Source organism: Peribacillus sp. NPDC096448, from assembly GCF_044762675.1.
GTDB lineage: Bacteria > Bacillota > Bacilli > Bacillales > DSM-1321 > Peribacillus > Peribacillus frigoritolerans_B.
The window spans coordinates 225,924-246,440 of record NZ_JBIWEU010000003.1 but is presented as its reverse complement, the minus strand read 5'-3'; the positions used below and the strand labels follow the sequence as shown (position 1 = coordinate 246,440).

Genomic DNA, 20,517 nt, shown 5'->3' with positions numbered 1-20,517 from the left:
AATGCACAAGGAAATCTATCTCGAAAAAAGAATTGTAGGTGTTAAAATACCATTTCAAATCATACACTCATCATATAGATTTTAGACATTGAGGAGCTGTTGGAATTGAACTTCGAGATGCAAATAGCGAATATGTTGGCTGATAATATAAATGGTTTCATTACATTCGTCCGGGAAAATCATGAAAATGAAAACAATTGCTTTTGTTTAAATAGAGATAAATTATATCAATTGAAGCTTCTTGTTGAGGAGTTTAAGTTTCAAGTATTGGCCGATGAACTTAAACGAATCAACCGGTTTACCTGGGATGAAAACTACACGCATTTATTAGTTGATAGATTCAGAAAAGGGATGGTGATCATTGAAGAGTACGTTGAAAATAACTACAGTGATTTATTCATTTTCACCGCTAGAATTTACACGTTGAATAACCTCAGCTTGACCTTTTGCAAGGAGGAATGTCTATGATGAAAGTGGACCCCAATTATATAAGAATTATGACGTCATACCCCTTCAGATCCAATTGTCTAAGGGGTATTTCCTTGTCCAGAGGCTAGTTAGAACATGTGCAAGGTTTTGTCAGGTTTTATCATGATGAACAGTTATGACGACATTTCCCTTTTTATGTCCTAGCTCTACGTATCTATGAGCCTCGGGAATCTGTTCCAGCGGGTAGCGTTTATCAATGACCGATTTTAATTTTCCAGTTTCGATTAGCTCCTTGAGAAATACTAAATCTTCCGTACGTTCCTTTGCTATTCCCTGTCCTTCAACTGACACGTATCGCCCGTTCGGGGTTAGTGCTTTTTTGCATATGGCTTTTGAGCTTTTCCCGACTGCATCAAAGATGATGTCATATCGCTCTTGTCTTTCCGTGAAGTCTTCTTCCGTATAATCAATTACTTTATCGGCTCCCAATGATTTCACCAATTCAAAATTAGCGGCACTGCATACTCCGGTAACTTCTGTTCCAAAGTATTTGGCCAGCTGCACCGCGGAAGTCCCAACAGAACCGGATGCACCATAGATAAGGACTTTTTGCCCGTCCTGGATATTGGCTTTTCTGAAAAAATGCAGAGCTGTCGTTCCCCCAAAAGAAACGGCGGCGGCTTCCCCATAGGTCATATTGGCAGGCTTCATTGCGATTGGCCCGCCTTCAGGTATGCATGTGTATTCGGCATGTGCCCCAAAATTCATTCCAGTCATGGCAAAAATCTGGTCGCCTTTTTTGAATTTTGTCACATTCCTCCCGGTATCTTCTATCTCCCCGGACAACTCCACTCCGAGTATCGGTTTTCGCGGTTTTCTAAGACCCAGGAAGATTCGCATCGGCAGCCATAATAAGAAAGGGCTTTTGAAACTCCGGACTCTTATGTCCCCAGAAGCCACTGTTGCCGCGTGAACCTTTACCAGTATTTCATTGTCCTTAGGGGTTGGTTTTGCTACCTCTTTGAGTTCCAGTACATCGGGCGGACCGTATTTCGTGCATACCATTGTTTTCATCGCAAGTCTCCTTAGTTTTTGATTCAATCTTTTAATACTATGTTGGAAGCTGTAAGATAAAACTAACGTAACTGAAGCTTCTGATGAAATGTTGAAAAGCAGTGAGATTCATGGGGATTTCCCTGAGGTACTCCAAGAGTGTTCAATTCGGATAATGCGCGAAGTTTTGGCTTTGCTGATACACGACAAAAGGAGATTAAAGAATGGCCAGTAACGAAAGACCAAGAAGAATAATTTTAGATTTAGCAGTTACATTAGATGGATTTATTGAAGGGCCGAAAGGGGAAGTGGACTGGTGCATTATGGACTCTGAAATGGGGTTCATTGATTTCTTGAATCAAATTGATACTATATTTTATGGAAGAAAAAGCTATGATTTATGGGGACAATATACGCCAGAAAATGAGGTATCCGATACTGAAAAAGAAATGTGGAAAATCGTTCATGGCAAAGAAAAGTTCATGTTTTCCAAAACGAAAAAAAGCACTGATGATAAAGTCACGATCATAAATGATGATATTGTTGAAGAAGTAAATAAAATAAAGAATAAGCCTGGTAAAGACATCTGGCTTTATGGAGGGGCAAGTCTTATTACATCTTTTATAAGACTGGGGCTGGTTGATGAATTCAGGTTATCTGTTCACCCTGTTATTTTAGGGGAAGGAAAACCTTTGTTTGTTGACATAAAGGAGAGATTGAATCTAACACTTGTTGATACAAAAAGCTTTTCCTCTGGCGTTGTTCAACTTTGCTATCATCTTAATGAAGAGTGATCGATAAGCACAATGATATCCTTTATCCAAGGTGAAATTAAATTTCTTCTTCTAATGGGAGAGTTTTTTTAAAATCTGAATTCACGAGTAAAAGCTTAGAATTCACGAGTAAAACTCCAAAACTCACGAGTAAAAGCCTAGAATTCACGAGTAAATCCCCAAAACTTACGAGTAAAACCCTAAATAAGGCTAGTAAGGTATCCATACTTGATGTATGGGTACCTTTTTTTATCCATTTTGCAATTTATAAATTATAAAATGTAATATATATGTTGCAAAAAGTTAAATAAATCATATAATAAGGGTAAGCGATGGAATTTAATGGAGGTCGATCGAAGATGAATTTATTTAGACGAACGAAAAAGATCACGGATGAGCGGATTGAGAATGTAAGAAATAAAATTTATAAAGAAATGTATTACGTCATTTTGGTCATTTGCCTGGTGAGTGCACTTTTCAAACTATATAAATATGGTGCAGGCAGCGGGGAGTTATATCTGGAATTCGCGATCCTTGTTGCAGGGGGGCTGTATTACTTAGCTCGTTCCATTTTCTTAGGTGTATTCTGGGATGAAGTGGAGATGCATGACCGCACCAGCAAAACACCGATGAGCAGGAAGACAATTTTTGGGACGGTTGCTTTAGCACTCATCATCTCTTTATTCATGGGGGTGAATAGTGCTGTATCCTATGCTGATGGCAGTTCCCAGGGCGTATGGTATTTTGTATTGGTATCGTTTGTATCCGTTATGATCTATTTGCCGATTTTACTTCTGTTTTTTGGTGGTATATACTTGCTGGCGAAGAAAATCGGAATGAAAAATAGCTAAGATTATAAGAAATAGTAGGTGCTTTCCCTTGAAAAATATAAAACTGAAGCTTGCACGAGTAGAAAAGGACTTGTCACAAGATGAACTGGCCAAGATTGTCGGCGTATCCAGGCAAACGATAGGATTGATTGAATCCGGAAAGTATAATCCCTCATTAAGTTTATGTGTCGGTATTTGTAAAGCATTATCCCGTACATTGGATGATTTGTTTTGGGAGGAAGACTGAATAAGGGGTATCCATTGACTTGGATATCTTTTTTTTTCAGGAATTTATCATCAAAAAATGGGGGAAGGTATAGCATGTAAGCAAAAATCTAACATTCGAGAGGGATGGTTTGATGGATCGTACGATTGGTTACTTGCGTGAGATATTGTCTAACTATACGGACCAATATCCTGAAGCGCAGGAAATTTATAATAAAATCAAAAGCGGACACTTTCATTCTGAAGAAGAACTCGTCAATAAGCTATCCGGTAAAGAAGCCAGTCTCCTTAACCATATTCTTCCTAAGGAAATCAAGCATGCAAAGGAAGCGAGTGATACGGAACGGGTCACGCAATTATCAGAGGTATATGAACTGATTATTATTTAATAAAACCTTGTCCATGATGATCATGGACAAGGTTTTTAATGCTTTTTTTATTCCATTTCACTAAGTGAATCCATATGACTGGCTATCATGGCGATGATCGTGCTTGCTTCTTCCTTGCTGAAAATGAAATTCGTTTCATCCTTTATCAGGTCATCATCCGCTGTCCGAATCCGATTGATCCGTTTCAGCACACCATCACCCGTCTCCTGAACGATCCCGAATTGATAGGTGACCTCCACTTCATTATCCTGGATATAGGCGGTCACTTCAGGCGTTTCCCAGTCTACATCGATTTCGTATATATCGGAATCTTCGCCGTCAGGATCATACAAATCATCATTTTCATCATCCATATCCAATTCATATGCATAATCATCCTCATCCTCATCCTCTTCCTCTTCCAAATAGTTATGGAAGCTCTCATGGACAGCATCGACGATATCTTCAATATCCGAAAGGATGACCTTGCTGATCTGCCCTAAATCCGGATCGAACGATTCCATATAAAATTCTTCATTATACGGATCAAAAAACAGCGAGGAAAAATAATCCCGCTCATCGTCTTCCAGCTCTGTATAAAACTCGATGCGTGGATGCTTAGACCCGCGCTCCACGATCATACTGCCATTGCGGTCGTATTTCTCACAAATTGATTTAAGATGATCCTGCAATTCCCCGCTTACTCTGTCAAACCATTCTAATGACATCAACATCCACTTCCTTTCGTGATTATTATTTCCCAGAAAGAGCGAACATGACGTGCCATTTATCGCCAAATGCAATTTAACTTCGCATCAAGAATGTCAGTCATAAAAAAATAATTTAAAGGGAAAATAAAAGGAAAATGATAATGAAAATAGAGATTAGAGTTCCCTATACCTTTCAATGATAAAGTCAATAAAATACCTGCTTGCTATTGGCAATACCTTTTTATCCTTATACGCCAAAGTAATTGTTCGGATAATGGAAGGAGAGATGGTTTTCGTCACAATATGATAGGGACACTTATTTAAGAGCAGTTTCGGTAAAATCGAAATGCCAAGCCCATGTTCAATCATGGACATAATCGCATAAGGATCATATACACGGTATTGTATATCAGGTTCAAGATGGCACTTTTTAAAAATTAATAATGGTTCATGTATAACTCCCTCATCCAAAAGGATATAAGGATCTTTTAGCAATTCCTCCAAGGAGACTTCTGTGGATGATGCTAAAGGGTGATCTAGTGGCATTACAGCCACCATTTCATCTTCTTGCAAGGGAATCGCAGTTAAATCCGTAACATTTGAATTCACAAAGCCAAAGTCTACGCTGCCTTCTTTAATCCAGTTTGTGATTTCCGTATAATTTCCTTGATGTAATTCGAAATGAACGGTTGGGTAAAGTTCCTTGAATTCTTTGATCAATCCTGGTAGCCAATGACATGTAACACTGGAAAAGGTGCCAATTCGAATAAGGCCGCTTTGCAGTCCCTCCATCTCTTTATGCTTTTCAGTCAGTTCCCTGTGTGAATTACAAATCTTCCTGATATATGGCAAAAATTCCTCGCCATCTGGTGTCAGGGTAATACCCTTTCGAGAACGTATAATAAGAGTTGTGGAAAGCTCTTCCTCTAATGAATGCACCATTTGGCTAATGGCGGACTGCGTATAGCCAAGTTCTTCAGCAGCTTTTGTAAAACTGCTTGTTTCTATGGTTTTGATAAAAGCATAATACGAATTCAACCTTACTAACCCCTTTGCATTAGTGTTTCTAATAGATTTATTATAAAAATTGGTTTTACTAATGTAAATGGAAGAAATAAAATATAGTTGGGAACAGAACAACAAAGGAGTTGAAGCAGAAAAATAATGAATATTAACGTTAAATACAGCAATATTATTTATGCATTTTTAATGGCTTTTTGTATGTCCTTTTTTATTTCATTTATATTAGTCTCAATAAATAGGGGTTATGATCATGGATTCTTATCTACATGGTTAAAAACTTGGTCACAGGCTTTTATCTGTGCTTTCTTTGGAGCTTACTTTTTTCCGAGAGTAATACAACAAATAATGAGAAGAATTAGTTTTGTAGAAAAACCACTCATGATTGAGATAGATTCATTAGTGAGAGAAGAAGACAATTGATGATGCAGTAGAAAAATAAAATTTGTTTAAAAGGATCTCCTGATTTTAGAGCTGCCCAAATGATGGGGAGCTTTTTATGTGTTTCCCTGGAAAATTTCAAGACCATGCTACTTTCTTCCTGTAAAAGTTTATATAGAGTGTGAAAGGGGGTGAGTGGCATGGCAAACCAGATTCCAGTTTCAAGTACGTTGCGGATCGATTTTGAGACGGGGTTAAATGAAAAAGGGGCTCTCGTTTTCAAGCGGAGGACATTTTCGAACATCAAGGTCGAGGCGACGGCGGATCAGTTGTTTTCGACGGCTGTTGCAATCTCAAGTGTGCAGAATTATCCAATGGGTGAAGTGAACCGGCTGGATACGTATTCATTGATTGGCTAATCGGTATTTGGAAAGATGCCGAAGCGGGGGAGGTGAGTTGAAATGGCTAAAGTACTGGAATTGATTTTCGTTACGGAGGAAGGAAAGTCAGCGACGATTTCCGTTGATAATCCGAAGGAGCCGGTCGAAGTGAATACGGTTAAACTGGCAATGGAAAAAATCATTGCGGGGAACGTGTTTGTTACATCTTCAGGGGATTTCGTCGATTTGAAAGCGGCACGCCTTGTCGAGCGGAATGTCGAGGAAGTGGAACTCATCTAACGAACGGGTCTTGTTGGTCACCCTGGAAGAGAGGTGAAAAAAAGTGGATCAATTCCTGCCATTTGTCAGTGATATTGGGTTCCCGATCATTGTTACCCTTTATTTGCTTCATAGGATTGAAACGAAATTGGATACTTTGAATGAAACCCTTGTGGAGCTGCCAGATCGCCTGCGAGAAGGGATTCCCAAGTCAGGTTAAGGATAAGCGGTGAGCCTCATGGGTGATATCATCCATGAGGCTTTTCCTTTTGAAATGGAAAAGATTTAATAGATTCTAGTTTTATATCAAAACTATCGGGTATACATAAGACTGTAGCTAGTTCATCAAAAACCCAAACAATAAGGAGGAGTTTTAATGACTAACAACAATGAAAAAATGAGCAGGGAAGAAGCTGGCCGCAAAGGCGGGGAAGCGACAGCAAAAAATCATGATAAGGAATTTTTCCAAGAGATTGGTCAAAAAGGCGGAGAGGCCACTTCCGAAAATCATGATAAGGAATTCTATCAGGAAATTGGCAAAAAAGGCGGAGAAGCTAGAGCCGATCAACGTGATGGTTCCGATGATTGAAAAATGAGCATGGCAGAGGCAGGACGCTAGGGCGGGGAAAAAAGCTGCCGCTAAATAAAAGAAGCGACCTGAAGTATTTAGCTGAATCTAGTTTTATGGCTGTTCAAACGGGTACATGACATATGTAGCTAGTACATGAAAAATCCAAATAATAAGGAGGAATTTTTAATGGCTAACAACAATGAAAAAATGAGTCGTGAAGAAGCAGGACGTAAGGGTGGAGAAACAACAGCGAAAAATCATGATAAGGAATTTTATCAAGAGATTGGCCAAAAAGGCGGAGAAGCAACATCCGAAAATCATGATAAGGAATTCTATCAAGAGATTGGCCAAAAGGGCGGAGAGGCAACATCCGAAAATCATGATAAGGAATTCTATCAAGAGATTGGCCAAAAAGGCGGAGAAGCAACATCCGAAAATCATGATAAGGAATTCTATCAAGAGATTGGTAAAAAAGGCGGAGAAGCGACATCCGACAGTCATGGCAAGGAATTCTATCAGGAAATCGGCGAAAAAGGCGGAGAGGCACGGGGAAATCAACGTGATGATTCCGATGATGGAAAAATGAGCCGTGAAGAAGCAGGACGCAAAGGCGGGGAAAAAAGCCGCCGTTAAAATATAATCCACTGAAACTTATAGATGACCGGGGGAATACCATTCCCTCGGTTTTTTTATGCCAGCAAGTTGTCTTTTACAGCACATTGCAAAGTGTGCTTAGAGATTAAAGTGGGTAAAGAATAACATCTAGAAAAGGAAGAGGTGATGAAGAAATTGATTGCCCGTTATTCATTTCCCCGTTTAAAAGCAGGCGGAGTTACATTCACTGCACGGCATTCATTGCTTGCTCTTGGTCTTGCGGGAATCGCTTATCTGGTTTCCAATAAGAGGAAGCATCAGGCGGAATTCAAAACGGCTTCATTGATGTGCAAGATCGAACGGAAAGAAGATTCCATAAAGCTTATTTGGCCTGATGAAGGCGGTTACTATCGGGTATTCAGGGGGCGAGAGCTGATTTACAGCGGCACGGAGCCAAAGATTGCAGATCGTGGTCTGAGTCCAGGAACCATCTATACGTACACGATAGATAGCTTGAATGAAAAAGAACAGGCAGTGAACAGGATGAAAATACAGACATCAACGACCGCCGAGAATAAAAAAGAGGATAATATCCTTTTGGATTTGGTATTCACTACAATTGTCGCAAAAGGCCAAGCCAGCCTGGAATGGGAGCCCATCAAGGGAATAAAAGAGTATACGATTTACCGAAACGGCGTGGATATTGGGAAAGTGCGTGGATGTTCTTTTAGTGATCGGAGTATTAGTGAAGATCAGGAATACACCTATACCATTAAAGCAAAGCGGCCCCTTCCGCGTTCAGAGCAGGAGTCCTATGCCGTGAAATCCCTTGTAGCGAGTATGGTCGGAGCCGTAAAAAAAGGTTCCTCCCAAGCACAGGCAGCGATTGAGGAAATAACGAATACAAAAAAGATAGGACCTGTAAAACAGCTTTTGCAGTCAGTTGAAAACGATGTTGATGGTAAAAGGAAAAGAAATTGGCAGCTGCGCTATTCCACTTTTTTACCGGAAGAGTGGCTGAAAAACCCCAATCTTGCCTCAAAGGTTCCCTATTTTAAAGGAGACAACCGCGGGTTTGATCCTGAATCATCCCGTTTCCGGACCAGGGTCGATGTGTACATTCACGAAAAGGAACGTGAAGCCGAGATTGAATTTTCCAAAGCGGTCGGGAAAAGTGAGGCCTACAACCATGATGGGGATTTCCTTGAGGAGGGAGTGGCCTCGGATGAAGACATTTTAGTGAAGCGCGTATTATCCAATCAGGAGAAAACGACAATTCAGCTGACACACTCTGTAGGCAACCCAATCATCATTTCACCTGCCGTGGATTATAAAGTGATCGGGACCTTTTACCGAAATGGCGAAATCAATATCGCCGGCTATCATGATCAGGCACCGCATCACGAAGTCTACCTAAAGGAGGAAGATGGCCAAAACTGGGAACCGCTGCACCTAGCGGAAAACAAAGGACTCGAAATGATGGCGCACCCTACGGCCAATCATTTATGGAGATACTCCACATTCACACAATGAAAAGGACGAAAAGCCAAGATCGCTTATCGTCCTTTTTTTTGTTTATTAGCCTTTTTTATAGGAAAGTATTGATTTTCTTTATAGACCCGATATAATACCTGTTCCAAATCTGTGAGAAGATGTGAAACAAGATTAAGTCATTATAAATGCGGCAATCCTTGTATGACTATCCGCACAATTTTTTGCTTGAAACCTGCTAGACCAATGAGTAGAGCTATTAAGTTATTTGCTATTATCAGTTTAATTTCAGTATTGCTCGCTTTTGTTATTATCTAATGTTTTCTACTGGTTTTTGGTTAATTAGTTTCTTTAGGAAAATTTTACCTAATTATTGACCATCATTTCAAAAGATAATAAAAATACAATGGGTAAAATATACTAATTTATATAAAACGTGGTAAAATATATCTAGTGTTTCTTTTGAGATATAATATTTAAATAAAAAATTTGAACTGGAGATGTGTTAGTTGAAAAAAATCATTTCATTTATTGCGGTTTTTATCTTAATATTTTCATTTTTTTCACAGCCTCGTGTAAGTAAAGCAAAGAATCAAGGCGAAAAGAACTATTTAGTAGAGTTTAATAAAGAATTGGATACTAAATTAATTGAAAAAGAGGGAGGTGAAATCAAAGGGAAATACAAGCATTTTAAGACTGCAAAAGCATCATTAACAGCTGATGAATTATATAAAATAAAGAAAAATCCAACTGTAAAACTGATTGAAGAAGATGTAACAGTACAATCTACTCCTTTAAATGGAGAAACATATCTTGAAAATGGATATAGTTGGGGAACAAAACGAATTAATGCTGATAAAGCTCATGAAAATGGTATAACTGGAAAAGGCATTAAACTTGCAATTTTAGACACCGGGATTTCTAATCAATCTGGGATAGTAATAGAAAAGCAAGCTTCATTTATAGATAGTGAAGAAGATGTTATTGATTTAAACGGTCATGGAACAGCAGTATCTAGTATAATTGCAACTTCATATGAAAATTCTGGATTCCACGGAGTAGCTCCAGATGTTAAATTGTATGTTGGAAAAGTACTTGATCAAAATGGTACAGGACAATATAGTGATATAATTGAAGGAATTGAGTGGGCAATTAAAGAAGATATTAATATTATAAACATGAGCTTCGGTGGTATTAAAGAATCTGAAATATTGAAAAATGTGATTGATAAAGCTTATGATCAAGGAGTCTTAATGATTTCTTCAGTAGGAAATGAGGGGACTGAAAAAGTTACTTATCCGGCTGCCTATGATAATGTAATTGGTGTTGGAGCCTCAGACTTCTATAATCAAATGAGTTCATTGTCTAATTATAGCGATCAATTAGAATTGGTTGCCCCGGGAGTAAATATCCAAACTTTAGATTTAAATGGCGATCATATAACAGCAAGTGGTACTTCTATAGCTGCCTCATATGTTTCAGGAGTTGCAGCCCTTCTTTGGTCACAAAATGTAAACCTTGATAATAAAGAAATGCGCACAAAATTAAAAGACTACGCTACAACACTAGATAATCAAAAAAAATATAAATTGGTAAATGTTGATCCTTCTATCTCTCAATATGTTGAACCGTATAATCCAGATAACGTCCAAACAGATTCGAAACAAGATGAATTAACCGAAGAAGAATTGGCATTTTTAACTGAAGCTGGTTGGTCAGAAGAAGCTATTGATGGAACAACTAATGAAGAAATGAAAGAGTTTATATCTGAAGGAGCAATGAATCCTGACTATTCTGAAACTACCTATACATTTGTCCCGGAAGATGAAAGTAGTGGGGATGTACAAGCTCAAAATTTAAAGAATGGTGGAAGTATTACTCTAAAAGTAAGTGCGTCTTATCTTGGAATTAAGAATAGTAATGAAAAACAGTTTAAAATAAATGGTAGTTATAATTGGAATAGCATGCCAAAAAATCGGTACGTGGATCTTTTTGCTCTAGCCTGGACTGATAACGCTTGGTATAAATCTACAAGTAAATTATCTCATACTTATTATGGTGCAATTCCTATTACTGAATCTGTTACTGTTTTTAAACCTTCTTTAAAAGCGGGTATGTCTTGGAAAGTAGATCTACGTGCTGGATCACATGATGATATAGGGAAATTCACTCAATATATTTATCTACCTAAATCTGCTTCAAGTAAAAACAATGGACCTTTACAAGCAATAGTAGAATATTCTCATGCTTTCACAACGATAACTCCATCTATTGGTGGTGGCTCAGGAGGTTTTTCATACGGAATTTCTACAGGAACGGGTAAAGACTACGCGGACAATCCTCCTACAAGCAGTGTGAAAAGTTACTAAATAAATAATTAGAGTAACAAAAAAGAGGGAATAAAACATGTAATGTTCAACATTTGGAAGGGTGTATCTTGTGCGAAAGTTAATTATTGGTATTTTGATTTCTTCATTAATAATATTTGCCTATTACTACTACATTGCTCAAATTGATAAAAAGAACAATAAACTCGATCTTAACGTCGAACAATCCCTTGAACATCAATTGACAACAAAAGACTATGAGAGTTTTACTTATAAAATTACCAATGATACAAATAAGAACTTTAATTTGCAGTTTGCTACAGGTAATGAAATAGACGTAGAATTCAAAACAATAACGAATAGTCCAATTAAAGAGGGTAATATCATTACTGTTGAATCTCAACCGACTAAAAAACATAAAAAAGATTTTAATAAAGGAGACACATGGGAGTATACTATAAGAATTAATTCGAAGTTGCTTTCAAAAGGAGACTATCAATTAACTGCTCAATTTATTCCAAGTAATGCTAGTACTCTTAATAAAGTTGAGCAAATAATAACTCACCCTTAACAATTATATAAACAAACTTCATAAATATTGTTCTTTAATGTGTACCAACCACATTCGTTATAGAGCCTTACCGGAAACTCTATAACGTAAAAAAGGTAATTCAGCTGAATTACCTTTTTTACGTTATAGAATCCCAATAAAGGGATAATCTAAACCATAACGAAAGTAGAAAATTAAATACCTTTTCCATCTGTGTTTTCATTCCGAGCTTAATATGGCAGTTAGGGGCTTCGATTTTAATTGTTTACTTCCCGATAAAGAGCGAATAAAGTGTATCTAGATTAATTTCCGGGTTTTCATTGGCAACTGCTATTAATTTTATCTGCTCCTTTACCCAAACTTCTGAAGATGTTTTTTGATTAGCCTTTTCTTGATTTTCTTCCCCTAAGTGCGAACTATTTCCCCACGGTCTTTAATTAAATTAACATTAATGTTTACAAGTCTATTTATAAAAACCGCTTTCGAACACTTGGCGACGGCAGCATACAGCTTTCTTCTTTCTTTCCGAACCAATTGTACCGGTTCCTGGCAATGAAATCATAAACGAAGTTACGGATGAAGCTTGGAACGATGATGAAACCGTAGAGCAATTTCCATGCACCTTGTAAGCGGCGGCAAATCCTCAAGGCTGCAGACGATTTATAGTAGGCCTTATCCTTTTCGATCAGCACCATGCTATCTATATCTGCAGGAACATCATACTTCTTCAGCAACTCTTGTCCTGCCTCACTTTGAAGCGAAGCGTAATGAAAAAGCCCTTGCGGATCCCGCTTTATAATGAACTGGACACTCGAATCGCAAAAGTTGCATTCACCATCAAACAAAATGACCGGATTCATGAACATTCCTCCTATAGAGAGACGTTATCATACTCATGCTTCTATAATACACTACCCGTTTTGGAAAGGCGAAAACGTCTGGAACTGCCTGGAGTTTTGAATATGGAAGTGATTGTTCGTTCCGGCAAGTCACTAACGGGTGAGTGTGTTGATATAGGCAGTTTTTTGACTGTTATCAAACTGTTATTTTCCATTAACTAAACTGTAAACAAGCTATGATATGGTAGATACTCCAATGAAGTTCCTTAAGTAAAAAGCCGGCAATCCTATATTTAGAGGAACGCCGGCTTTTTCATTCAAACCATAAATGAGGATCAGAAGATATAACTAGTAGTTTCTTTATAGGGGGTAAGATTTCATGAAACGTGATCCGTATTTTGATAATGCGAAAGCTGTTTTAATCGTACTAGTTGTTTTGGGACACACATTAGCTAGAATGGTGGAAGAAAACGAATGGATTTTAACTAGTTATTTGTTTATTTTTTCATTCCATATGCCAGCTTTCATTTTAGTATCCGGTTATTTTTCAAGAAAGATAAAAAGCAAAAAGGACCTCTGGGGGCTGATTAAGAAAATATTAATTCCATATTTAATATTCCAGGTGATTTATACCTTCTATTATCAGAAGATATTTGATGAACCAATTGAATTCACAATTTTAACTCCAAGATGGGCTTTATGGTTCTTAATAAGCTTATTCTGCTGGAATATATTATTGTTTATGTTTTCCTCCAGGAAATATGGAATCGTTTTTTCAATAATTGTCTCTCTAATAATCGGTTACTTTGGTGAAGTGAATGAATGGTTAAGTTTGTCGAGAACGTTCTTTTTCTTTCCTTTCTTTTTAATTGGATATTTTTTAGAAAAACATCATTTTGAATGGGTTAAAAAGAAAAGTAATGCCCTAATAGGCTGGGCTGTACTAGGGTTAATCTTTACCGGTATCTATTTCTATGGGGAAACCACTTGGAGGGAATGGTTTTATGGCCGTTTAGGTTATAAGGAATTAATGGAAGGCTCCATTGCCCTCGGTTTTATATATAAGTTACTCGTTTACTTAATTATGGGAGCAGCAACTTATTGTTTTTTATGTATTGTTCCTAGAAAGCATACTTTTTTTACTGAAATAGGATCAATTACATTAGCTATTTATCTTTTTCATATGTTTTTTCTGGAATATGTTTATAACTCATTTATTTATGATTGGATCAAGGAAAGTGACCAATACTATGTTTTATTAGTCATACCTGTAACCATTATATTTATATTATCAAGAAAACCGATTGTAAAAGTGGAATGTGTGTTAACGGGAATGAAAATGAAAACCTAACAGAATCTTAACACCTATAAAGTAACTAACCCTTCAGTTTGAAGGGGTGAGACAGCAGATAAACTCGATGAAAATCAAGTTTGTCTGCTGTTTTTATGAGGGTTTGTAAAACCACCTCAAACGTCGATTTCCACTCCAGGCACTCGCTTTGCGCCTGCGGTGTCTCCCCTTGATGCGCTTTTCCCGCAGGAGTCTCGCACCTTGCGTTCCAATCAAGTTTGTTTTGAAATATAGGTAAAACCTTTTTTGCTACAAACTCAGCCCTTCAGTTTGAAGGGTTTTTTCATGAAAAGATATTTAGTAATTTACAAGAAAATCTATTTAAAGGGGGATTAAATGGAGGCTCCACTAAAAGGGTGACAACCCTTATAAAGTTATTTCAGGAAAGAAAATGAAGGTGATTACCCGAAATGTTTCCAAAATTATTAACAGGTAATTACTTTTGTATTTCACTTTCAATAAATCAACTCTAAACATTCAGATTTATTTTATTATGACTATATAAGATTTTACTATCATCAAAGGAGCGGGATATGAAAAAGTTTTTCTTCATCTTCATTTTGGCTTTAATCCCTTTCGCCTCTACGACGGTAAGTGCAGAATCTGACTTACCCATCAATAGTGAAGCCGGGATCATTATTGACGCGAAAAGTGGAAAAGTATTATACGAAAAAAACATGGATAAAAGTATGTATCCAGCCAGTCTAACGAAAGTTGCCACGGCTATATATGCTATAGAACACGGGGATATGGATGAACTAGTTACTGTTAGCAAGAAAGCAGCGAAAGCAGACGGGTCTTCGGTATTTATAGAACCCGGGGAGGAAATAGAGCTTTCCAAATTAATTGCAGGAATGCTGATCAACTCCGGAAATGATGCAGCCATCGCAATTGCCGAGCATATGTCTGGCAGTGAAAAACGGTTCATGGAAGATTTGAATGAGTTTTTAAGCAAAGAAGTAAACGTCACCGATACTCATTTTAGGAACCCCCATGGATTGTTTGACAAAGACCATGTAACTACAGCCAGTGACCTTGCGAAAATTACCCAATATGCAATGAAAAATGAAACTTTCCGTGAGTATTTTGGGAAGAAGGATTTACTATGGGAAGTGGAAACATGGGACACAACTCTCATTACCCATCATAAAATATTAAAAGGCGAACTCCCCTATAAGGGAATAACCGGCGGGAAAACCGGTTTCGTCAGTCAATCCGGCTACACCCTGATTTCTACTGCCACTAGAGGAGATCAGGACTTGATTGCTGTCACTCTAAAAGCTCCTTCAGACAAAGTTGCCTACTCTGATACCAAGCTTTTATTCAACTATGGCTTTGAAAACTTTAAATCAGGCAAAATTGATAAAAAAAGCAAGCTTTATTCAGCGGACTACTCTAATTCCTACACGCTGAACGAAGACTTATACTATACTCATTTAATCAGTGATCAACCTAGTCTAAAAACGAGTAATGAGGGAATTCTTTCAATCATGAACCAAAAAGGTGAAGCAATAAAATCTTTTGACCTTAACACGGTCGCTGATGTCAGGAACACAGTATTGCCTGCCCCGATTAAAAAAGAAAGAATCAATGATAAGCTAATAAAATTTTCTGTCCCTTCTCTAGGATTGGGAGGATTTTAGAACCCGTTACTATACATACCCAGTTATAAATAATAAAAACAATAACAGAGTGCCCTTATCATCCGCGACTGATAAGAGTACTCTTTTTTTATTAGGACTTGATGATCTGAGGACAGGAATATACTAATCGGACAGCACAAAGGTCGTGTTTATGGATAGGCCAACTTGATTATGTGAAATGAGATCATATTCCTGAATTCAGTATATTTCCCGACAATAATCAACTGAATTGGAAATGGAGTATATGACCATAATAGTATTAAAAAAACTATTAGGGATGATTTCATGATATATATCTATAATGATTATGGGGGTACGCATACCACGTCTTTGGCTGCCGCCTATCATTTAAAACAATTACCTCAATCGGAAAGAAAACTAACTTCGGAAGAAATATTAAATGTAAAATATTTTAATAAATTAACGAAAAAAGAGTTTGGAAAGCTGATTTTTCGCGGGACCGATGAAGATGGCAACTCCGTTTATACAATGGGACATAAAAGAGAGAAACTTGTTGTTCCGGCATTAAAAGAATTGACTTTACTACTAGAAGGGAAATTTCATTTTAACGAAAAAATAGTATTCTCCAATACATCACCAACAGTGCCTATTGCCATGTCTATAGGGGGATATTTATCAAGAGTATTAAAAATTGATTTTATAGGTGTACCATTATTAATTATAGGCACCAAACAATGCTGTGATAATATTTTTCGTTTGGTTGAAAATACGAAACAAATAGGGAAAGCAGCGAATGGGGAAAAAGTGATTATATTAGAGAATGAAATATATAAGTAATACTATTAAAAGATTGCTTAGCCCATCGAAATTCGTTTAGTGCAGGTTGTAAACTTAATTAGGAATTCAAGTCAACAAATGATGTTGGCTTTTTTTGTTATGTTTCTGGATGGATACATGTTATACAAGAGGTGGTGATGTTCAATGAACTTAATCGAACAATAAACCACCACCGGGAAGTGGAGGTTTATTGTTGATTGAGGAAATTACTGTTCTTGTAAGCTGGTTACAGAAACACTTTGTTTTTTATTTGGATCATCAAGGGGATGGATTGTAGCTGTTCCATTTTGTTCATCCACGTGTTCAATGTAGATACTTTCCTCATTATAAGTTACATTAACCATATTTGGTGAAGAAGCAATTTCCTCTGCTCGTTGTGCGTTCATTTTAGCCACCTCCTTTGAATTTGCAACATGTTTAATATTTGTTCCGAATTACTTAGATATACTAGTTGTAATTAAATTTCTTCCAAGAATCCCTTATCCCCTTACTTAACGAACTGGTCCGTTAGCTGAAGATCGAGTTATATTTAAGGCAGCTTATAATTATGAGATCAACGCGGCAGGCCAGTTCAAAAAATTAAAGGTATAATTACAGAAAATTAAAAAAGTTCAGGGGGATGTAAAATGAATATTAAAGGATTTTCGATTTCTACTAATAAAAAGTATTTAGATGTAGATGTAATACATAATTTTTTGAATCAAGAAGCTTACTGGTCAAAGGGGATACCAAAGGAAACAGTAATAAAGTCAATTGAAAATACGACCTTATGTTTTGGGGTTTATAAGGGTGAAATAGGTAATGAAGGTAGTGAACAAGTTGGATTTGCAAGGGTAATAACCGATTTAGCAACCCATGCGTATCTTTGCGATGTGTTTATTTTACCTGACTATCGTAAATTAGGATTATCAAAATGGTTAATGGATGTTATCACCAACCATTCCGAACTAAAAGAGGTTCGCCGGTTTATGTTAGCAACGAATGATGCACATTCATTATATAAAAAATACGGTTTTAATCAGATTGATAAACCAGAGCTATTTATGCAAAAAGTCCGTAAATCCCCATTTCAACAATAAGTACTTTTAACACAAGGGATTAGACCCTGCATAATCGTGCACAGAATGTCGGATGATTAGTTTCAACTCCTGCTATTCTGTTGATATAAGGGAGGTCATTGAATGGATTCGCTCAAAAATATGAATGGTGCCATTAAATTCATTGAAGAAAATCTTACGAACGAAATTGATTTTAAAGAAGTTGCAAGGCTAGCTTATTGCTCGGAATATCATTTTAAAAGGATGTTTTCCTTCCTTGCAGGTATTTCACTATCCGAGTATATCCGCCGAAGACGACTTACACTTGCAGCGTTTGAGCTTAAAAATTACAACATAAAGGTCATTGATATTGCGATAAAGTACGGGTACAGTTCACCAGACTCGTTTGCGAGAGCGTTTCAACATTTGCATGGTATCACACCATCAGAAGCGAGAAGTAATGGCCATTCACTTAAAGCCTATCCACCGATGTCCTTCCAATTATCCATTAAAGGAGGCAGTGAAATGAACTATCGAATTGAAGAAAAAGAGGCATTTCACATAATTGGAATTAAAAAAAGGGTTCCAATCATTTTTAACGGGGTCAATCCAGAGATAGCATCTATGTGGAAAAGTTTAGACGAGAAAACGATAAATGAACTTAAAAACCTATCGAATGTCGAGCCATTAGGGCTGCTTAGTGCATCTGCGAACTTTTCCGAGGGCCGTTTCGAGGAAAAAGGGGATCTTGATCATTATATCGGCGCAGCAACAACGAGGGAATGTCCAGATAACTTAACACAGCTGAAAGTTGATGCGTCTACATGGGCGGTATTCGAAGCAGTCGGCCCCTTTCCAGAAACACTGCAAAATGTTTGGGGACGCATTTATTCCGAATGGTTTCCATCCTCTAACTATGAACAAAGTGAAGGGCCGGAAATCCTTTGGAATGAAAATAAAGACATAACCTCACCAACATTTAGAAGTGAAATATGGATCCCCGTTATGAAAAAGTAAGCATAGCAGGCGAAGGGTTTACCGGAAGAGCTGTCTTATGGCAGCTTTTTCTTATGGAACAAACAGGTAAGGATAAGGGAATAAGAGGTAATATTTGCTTTAACGAGCTATAATGATGGGTAGAAAGTGCTTATATGAGGAGATTAAAAATGCCTGTTATTGAGTATCAACAATTTATTAAAGCACCAGTTGAATTATGTTTTGACCTAGCTAGGAGTGTGGATATCCATACTAAAACGACAGCGAAAACAAAGGAAATTGCTGTTGATGGTGTGACAAAAGGGCTATTAGAGGAGGGAGATACAGTTACTTGGGAAGCCATACATTTTGGTATAAAACAAAGGCTGAAAGCCAAAGTGACACTAATGGAAAAACCAAATAAGTTTGTAGATATTATGGTGAAGGGAGCATTCCATTCCTTCGTACACACACATGAGTTTATAGAGGAATCAGGCGGAACTATAATGATGGATACATTTTAATATAAGTCACCGTTCGGACCAATTGGAGTTTTAGCTGATAAGATGTTTTTAGAGAAATATATGAGAGCATTTATCGTTTCTCGTGCAAAGGCACTGAAAAAGATTGCCGAGAATATGCAATAACCTTGGTTTTAATGCTTTACATTAAATATCAGGGTTGCTGCGGCAGCCTTTTTTTGGTCCACTAAACGGGGCGTTTAGGTAAAATATCAAGAATAACTAATTCACTGCTCAAGAATGAAGGAGATCATGAATAATGAAATTATTCCCTAAAAAATTCCCTAACGATGAAGATGGGCAAGTGTTAAAAATGCTATATAAACAAGGTGTTGATTTTAATGAGCCACAAGATGTAGAATTTTTTATTGCGGTTCCAGATAGAGTGGTGAAGCTGTATTAAAATCATTCAGGGATGACGGGCTTATTTGTGAATTGGAACAAGATGATGAAACAGAAGAGTGGACTTGTTATTGTTTAAAAAAAAATGCTTTTAAATTACGAAGAAATTATTGATATACAAAAACGACTTGATGGACTAAGTATACCTTATGGTGGGCAAACAGATGGATGGGGAGTAATGATTGATTAATAACTGTAATTGTTATAAAACTATCAGTTCTTGATGAACGAACGGGTGCTTTTGTTGAAGTTCGGAGCTGTCTTATCACCGGCACCCTGAACGTTAGCAAATGGCTCGGCTCAGCGGTACAACCGTATTAGGCCCGCGGATACAACCGACCTTTAATTATAATTACGGATCAAATCGTTTTCAGCGATCAGATCTTTTCTTTTGTTTTTATAAGAATAACACAAGTAGAACAAATGTTCCAGTGTAAATGTGTAAATTTATTACTTTTTTTCAAAAATCACTCTTGTAAAGGGTATGGTTGAAGAAGCAAGCGAATCATAAACCTAAGGTTGAGCAGAATGAGACAGGCGATGGGTATGTATTTGTTTCATGAAAATGTGATAAACGAAGAGTTAAAACAAGAATAGTTGAATTAGAGAGGTCAATCCAAGGGGATCAGAATGAGTACGCGATACATGTAAGGTTGACATGACTCATCTTTTTGGAACTAAAAAAAGTACTTTGATAAGCACGGTATCAAAGTACTTTCTATTTAACAAACTACCAATTCCATGACAAATGACACCCAAAGTCAACATGGCATTTTTTCTTCTTACAACAATCGTGATGCTCATTATCGCAGCGTTTTTTCTTCTTACAACAATCGTGATGCTCATTATCGCAGCGTTTTTTCTTCTTACAACAATCGTGGCGCTCATTATCGCAGCGTTTTTTCTTCTTACAACAATCGTGATGCTCATTATCGCAGCGTTTTTTCTTCTTACAACAATCGTGATGTTC

The 20,517-nt window shown here is 37.3% G+C and carries 24 protein-coding genes and 3 pseudogenes; 21 read left to right on the top strand and 6 right to left on the bottom strand.

Annotated elements, in window-relative coordinates; all coding sequences use genetic code 11:
• Positions 1-105 precede the first annotated feature (105 nt).
• Entirely contained in the window at positions 106-468 is a 363-nt protein-coding gene (locus ACIQ0C_RS07395; RefSeq protein ID WP_403058643.1) for a hypothetical protein, read from the top strand.
• Positions 469-579: 111 nt separating this feature from the next.
• On the opposite strand, the gene ACIQ0C_RS07390 is transcribed toward ACIQ0C_RS07395, so the two are convergent.
• Entirely contained in the window at positions 580-1,503 is a 924-nt protein-coding gene (locus ACIQ0C_RS07390; RefSeq protein ID WP_403058641.1) for an NAD(P)-dependent alcohol dehydrogenase, read from the bottom strand.
• A 203-nt stretch (positions 1,504-1,706) separates the two neighbouring features.
• On the opposite strand from ACIQ0C_RS07390, the gene ACIQ0C_RS07385 reads away from it, so the two are divergent.
• The 4 genes from ACIQ0C_RS07385 (at position 1,707) to ACIQ0C_RS07370 (ending at position 3,699) form a co-directional block, all read left to right on the top strand.
• Complete coding sequence (locus ACIQ0C_RS07385; RefSeq protein ID WP_402838167.1) at positions 1,707-2,276, top strand: dihydrofolate reductase family protein; 570 nt, start codon at positions 1,707-1,709, stop codon at positions 2,274-2,276.
• 338 nt (positions 2,277-2,614) lie between these two features.
• Positions 2,615-3,106 (top strand): DUF6773 family protein, encoded by a 492-nt coding sequence (locus tag ACIQ0C_RS07380; protein WP_403058639.1) that lies wholly within the window; start codon positions 2,615-2,617, stop codon positions 3,104-3,106.
• Between the two features lie 28 nt (positions 3,107-3,134).
• Positions 3,135-3,332: a helix-turn-helix transcriptional regulator gene (locus ACIQ0C_RS07375; RefSeq protein ID WP_063235187.1), complete on the top strand. Its 198-nt coding sequence runs from the start codon at positions 3,135-3,137 to the stop codon at positions 3,330-3,332.
• A 112-nt stretch (positions 3,333-3,444) separates the two neighbouring features.
• Positions 3,445-3,699, top strand: a complete 255-nt coding sequence (locus ACIQ0C_RS07370; RefSeq protein ID WP_402838163.1) for a sigma-G-dependent sporulation-specific acid-soluble spore protein CsgA — start codon at positions 3,445-3,447, stop codon at positions 3,697-3,699.
• A gap of 47 nt (positions 3,700-3,746) precedes the next feature.
• Here the strand turns inward: ACIQ0C_RS07370 and ACIQ0C_RS07365 are convergent, their stop codons facing one another.
• Both ACIQ0C_RS07365 and ACIQ0C_RS07360 read right to left on the bottom strand, forming a co-directional pair.
• Positions 3,747-4,406 (bottom strand): hypothetical protein, encoded by a 660-nt coding sequence (locus tag ACIQ0C_RS07365; RefSeq protein WP_403058637.1) that lies wholly within the window; start codon positions 4,404-4,406, stop codon positions 3,747-3,749.
• Between the two features lie 156 nt (positions 4,407-4,562).
• Complete coding sequence (locus tag ACIQ0C_RS07360; protein WP_403058635.1) at positions 4,563-5,426, bottom strand: LysR family transcriptional regulator; 864 nt, start codon at positions 5,424-5,426, stop codon at positions 4,563-4,565.
• A 126-nt stretch (positions 5,427-5,552) separates the two neighbouring features.
• Between ACIQ0C_RS07360 and ACIQ0C_RS07355 the strand changes: the two genes are divergently transcribed.
• The 9 genes and pseudogenes from ACIQ0C_RS07355 to ACIQ0C_RS07315 all read left to right on the top strand — a co-directional run bounded on the left by ACIQ0C_RS07355 (position 5,553) and on the right by ACIQ0C_RS07315 (position 12,002).
• Positions 5,553-5,831, top strand: a complete 279-nt coding sequence (locus tag ACIQ0C_RS07355; RefSeq protein ID WP_403058633.1) for a DUF2798 domain-containing protein — start codon at positions 5,553-5,555, stop codon at positions 5,829-5,831.
• Between the two features lie 158 nt (positions 5,832-5,989).
• Positions 5,990-6,208: a DUF1659 domain-containing protein gene (locus tag ACIQ0C_RS07350; protein WP_403058631.1), complete on the top strand. Its 219-nt coding sequence runs from the start codon at positions 5,990-5,992 to the stop codon at positions 6,206-6,208.
• Positions 6,209-6,250: 42 nt separating this feature from the next.
• Positions 6,251-6,469, top strand: a complete 219-nt coding sequence (locus ACIQ0C_RS07345) for a DUF2922 domain-containing protein (RefSeq protein WP_053536155.1) — start codon at positions 6,251-6,253, stop codon at positions 6,467-6,469.
• 43 nt (positions 6,470-6,512) lie between these two features.
• A complete protein-coding gene (locus ACIQ0C_RS07340) occupies positions 6,513-6,668 on the top strand; it encodes a YvrJ family protein (RefSeq protein WP_403058627.1) in 156 nt (51 codons plus the stop codon).
• A 156-nt stretch (positions 6,669-6,824) separates the two neighbouring features.
• A pseudogene (locus tag ACIQ0C_RS07335) lies at positions 6,825-7,022 on the top strand (KGG domain-containing protein); the annotation flags it as partial.
• A 183-nt stretch (positions 7,023-7,205) separates the two neighbouring features.
• On the top strand, positions 7,206-7,652 hold the full coding sequence (gsiB, locus tag ACIQ0C_RS07330) for a glucose starvation-inducible protein GsiB (protein WP_054399809.1): 447 nt from the start codon (positions 7,206-7,208) through the stop codon (positions 7,650-7,652).
• A 147-nt stretch (positions 7,653-7,799) separates the two neighbouring features.
• Positions 7,800-9,146: a DUF3238 domain-containing protein gene (locus ACIQ0C_RS07325; protein WP_403058623.1), complete on the top strand. Its 1,347-nt coding sequence runs from the start codon at positions 7,800-7,802 to the stop codon at positions 9,144-9,146.
• Between the two features lie 467 nt (positions 9,147-9,613).
• Positions 9,614-11,473, top strand: a complete 1,860-nt coding sequence (locus ACIQ0C_RS07320; RefSeq protein ID WP_403058620.1) for a S8 family peptidase — start codon at positions 9,614-9,616, stop codon at positions 11,471-11,473.
• A gap of 70 nt (positions 11,474-11,543) precedes the next feature.
• On the top strand, positions 11,544-12,002 hold the full coding sequence (locus ACIQ0C_RS07315; RefSeq protein WP_403058617.1) for a hypothetical protein: 459 nt from the start codon (positions 11,544-11,546) through the stop codon (positions 12,000-12,002).
• 446 nt (positions 12,003-12,448) lie between these two features.
• On the opposite strand, the gene ACIQ0C_RS07310 is transcribed toward ACIQ0C_RS07315, so the two are convergent.
• Positions 12,449-12,841, bottom strand: a complete 393-nt coding sequence (locus ACIQ0C_RS07310; protein WP_403058614.1) for a thiol-disulfide oxidoreductase DCC family protein — start codon at positions 12,839-12,841, stop codon at positions 12,449-12,451.
• 358 nt (positions 12,842-13,199) lie between these two features.
• On the opposite strand from ACIQ0C_RS07310, the gene ACIQ0C_RS07305 reads away from it, so the two are divergent.
• The 3 genes from ACIQ0C_RS07305 (at position 13,200) to ACIQ0C_RS07295 (ending at position 16,612) form a co-directional block, all read left to right on the top strand.
• Positions 13,200-14,171 carry an acyltransferase family protein gene (locus ACIQ0C_RS07305; RefSeq protein ID WP_403058611.1) on the top strand — a complete coding sequence of 324 codons (972 nt, stop codon included), beginning with the start codon at positions 13,200-13,202 and terminating at the stop codon, positions 14,169-14,171.
• A 533-nt stretch (positions 14,172-14,704) separates the two neighbouring features.
• On the top strand, positions 14,705-15,814 hold the full coding sequence (locus tag ACIQ0C_RS07300; RefSeq protein ID WP_403058608.1) for a D-alanyl-D-alanine carboxypeptidase family protein: 1,110 nt from the start codon (positions 14,705-14,707) through the stop codon (positions 15,812-15,814).
• Between the two features lie 285 nt (positions 15,815-16,099).
• Positions 16,100-16,612: a DUF3189 family protein gene (locus ACIQ0C_RS07295; RefSeq protein ID WP_402838142.1), complete on the top strand. Its 513-nt coding sequence runs from the start codon at positions 16,100-16,102 to the stop codon at positions 16,610-16,612.
• A 206-nt stretch (positions 16,613-16,818) separates the two neighbouring features.
• Here the strand turns inward: ACIQ0C_RS07295 and ACIQ0C_RS07290 are convergent, their stop codons facing one another.
• On the bottom strand, positions 16,819-16,998 hold the full coding sequence (locus ACIQ0C_RS07290) for a small acid-soluble spore protein H (protein WP_034309749.1): 180 nt from the start codon (positions 16,996-16,998) through the stop codon (positions 16,819-16,821).
• Between the two features lie 240 nt (positions 16,999-17,238).
• On the opposite strand from ACIQ0C_RS07290, the gene ACIQ0C_RS07285 reads away from it, so the two are divergent.
• The 4 genes and pseudogenes from ACIQ0C_RS07285 to ACIQ0C_RS07270 all read left to right on the top strand — a co-directional run bounded on the left by ACIQ0C_RS07285 (position 17,239) and on the right by ACIQ0C_RS07270 (position 19,737).
• Positions 17,239-17,691, top strand: coding sequence for a GNAT family N-acetyltransferase (locus ACIQ0C_RS07285; RefSeq protein ID WP_403058605.1), 453 nt, complete (start codon positions 17,239-17,241; stop codon positions 17,689-17,691).
• A 102-nt stretch (positions 17,692-17,793) separates the two neighbouring features.
• The gene (locus ACIQ0C_RS07280; RefSeq protein WP_403058602.1) at positions 17,794-18,666 is read left to right on the top strand and encodes an AraC family transcriptional regulator; all 873 of its coding nucleotides are present in this window, start codon (positions 17,794-17,796) and stop codon (positions 18,664-18,666) included.
• Positions 18,667-18,815: 149 nt separating this feature from the next.
• Positions 18,816-19,271 (top strand): annotated as a pseudogene (locus ACIQ0C_RS07275) (SRPBCC family protein).
• 133 nt (positions 19,272-19,404) lie between these two features.
• Positions 19,405-19,737 (top strand): annotated as a pseudogene (locus ACIQ0C_RS07270) (ribonuclease E inhibitor RraB).
• 473 nt (positions 19,738-20,210) lie between these two features.
• Here the strand turns inward: ACIQ0C_RS07270 and ACIQ0C_RS07265 are convergent.
• On the bottom strand, positions 20,211-20,517 hold a 307-nt coding region (locus tag ACIQ0C_RS07265), incomplete at its 5' end, for a hypothetical protein (RefSeq protein ID WP_403058599.1).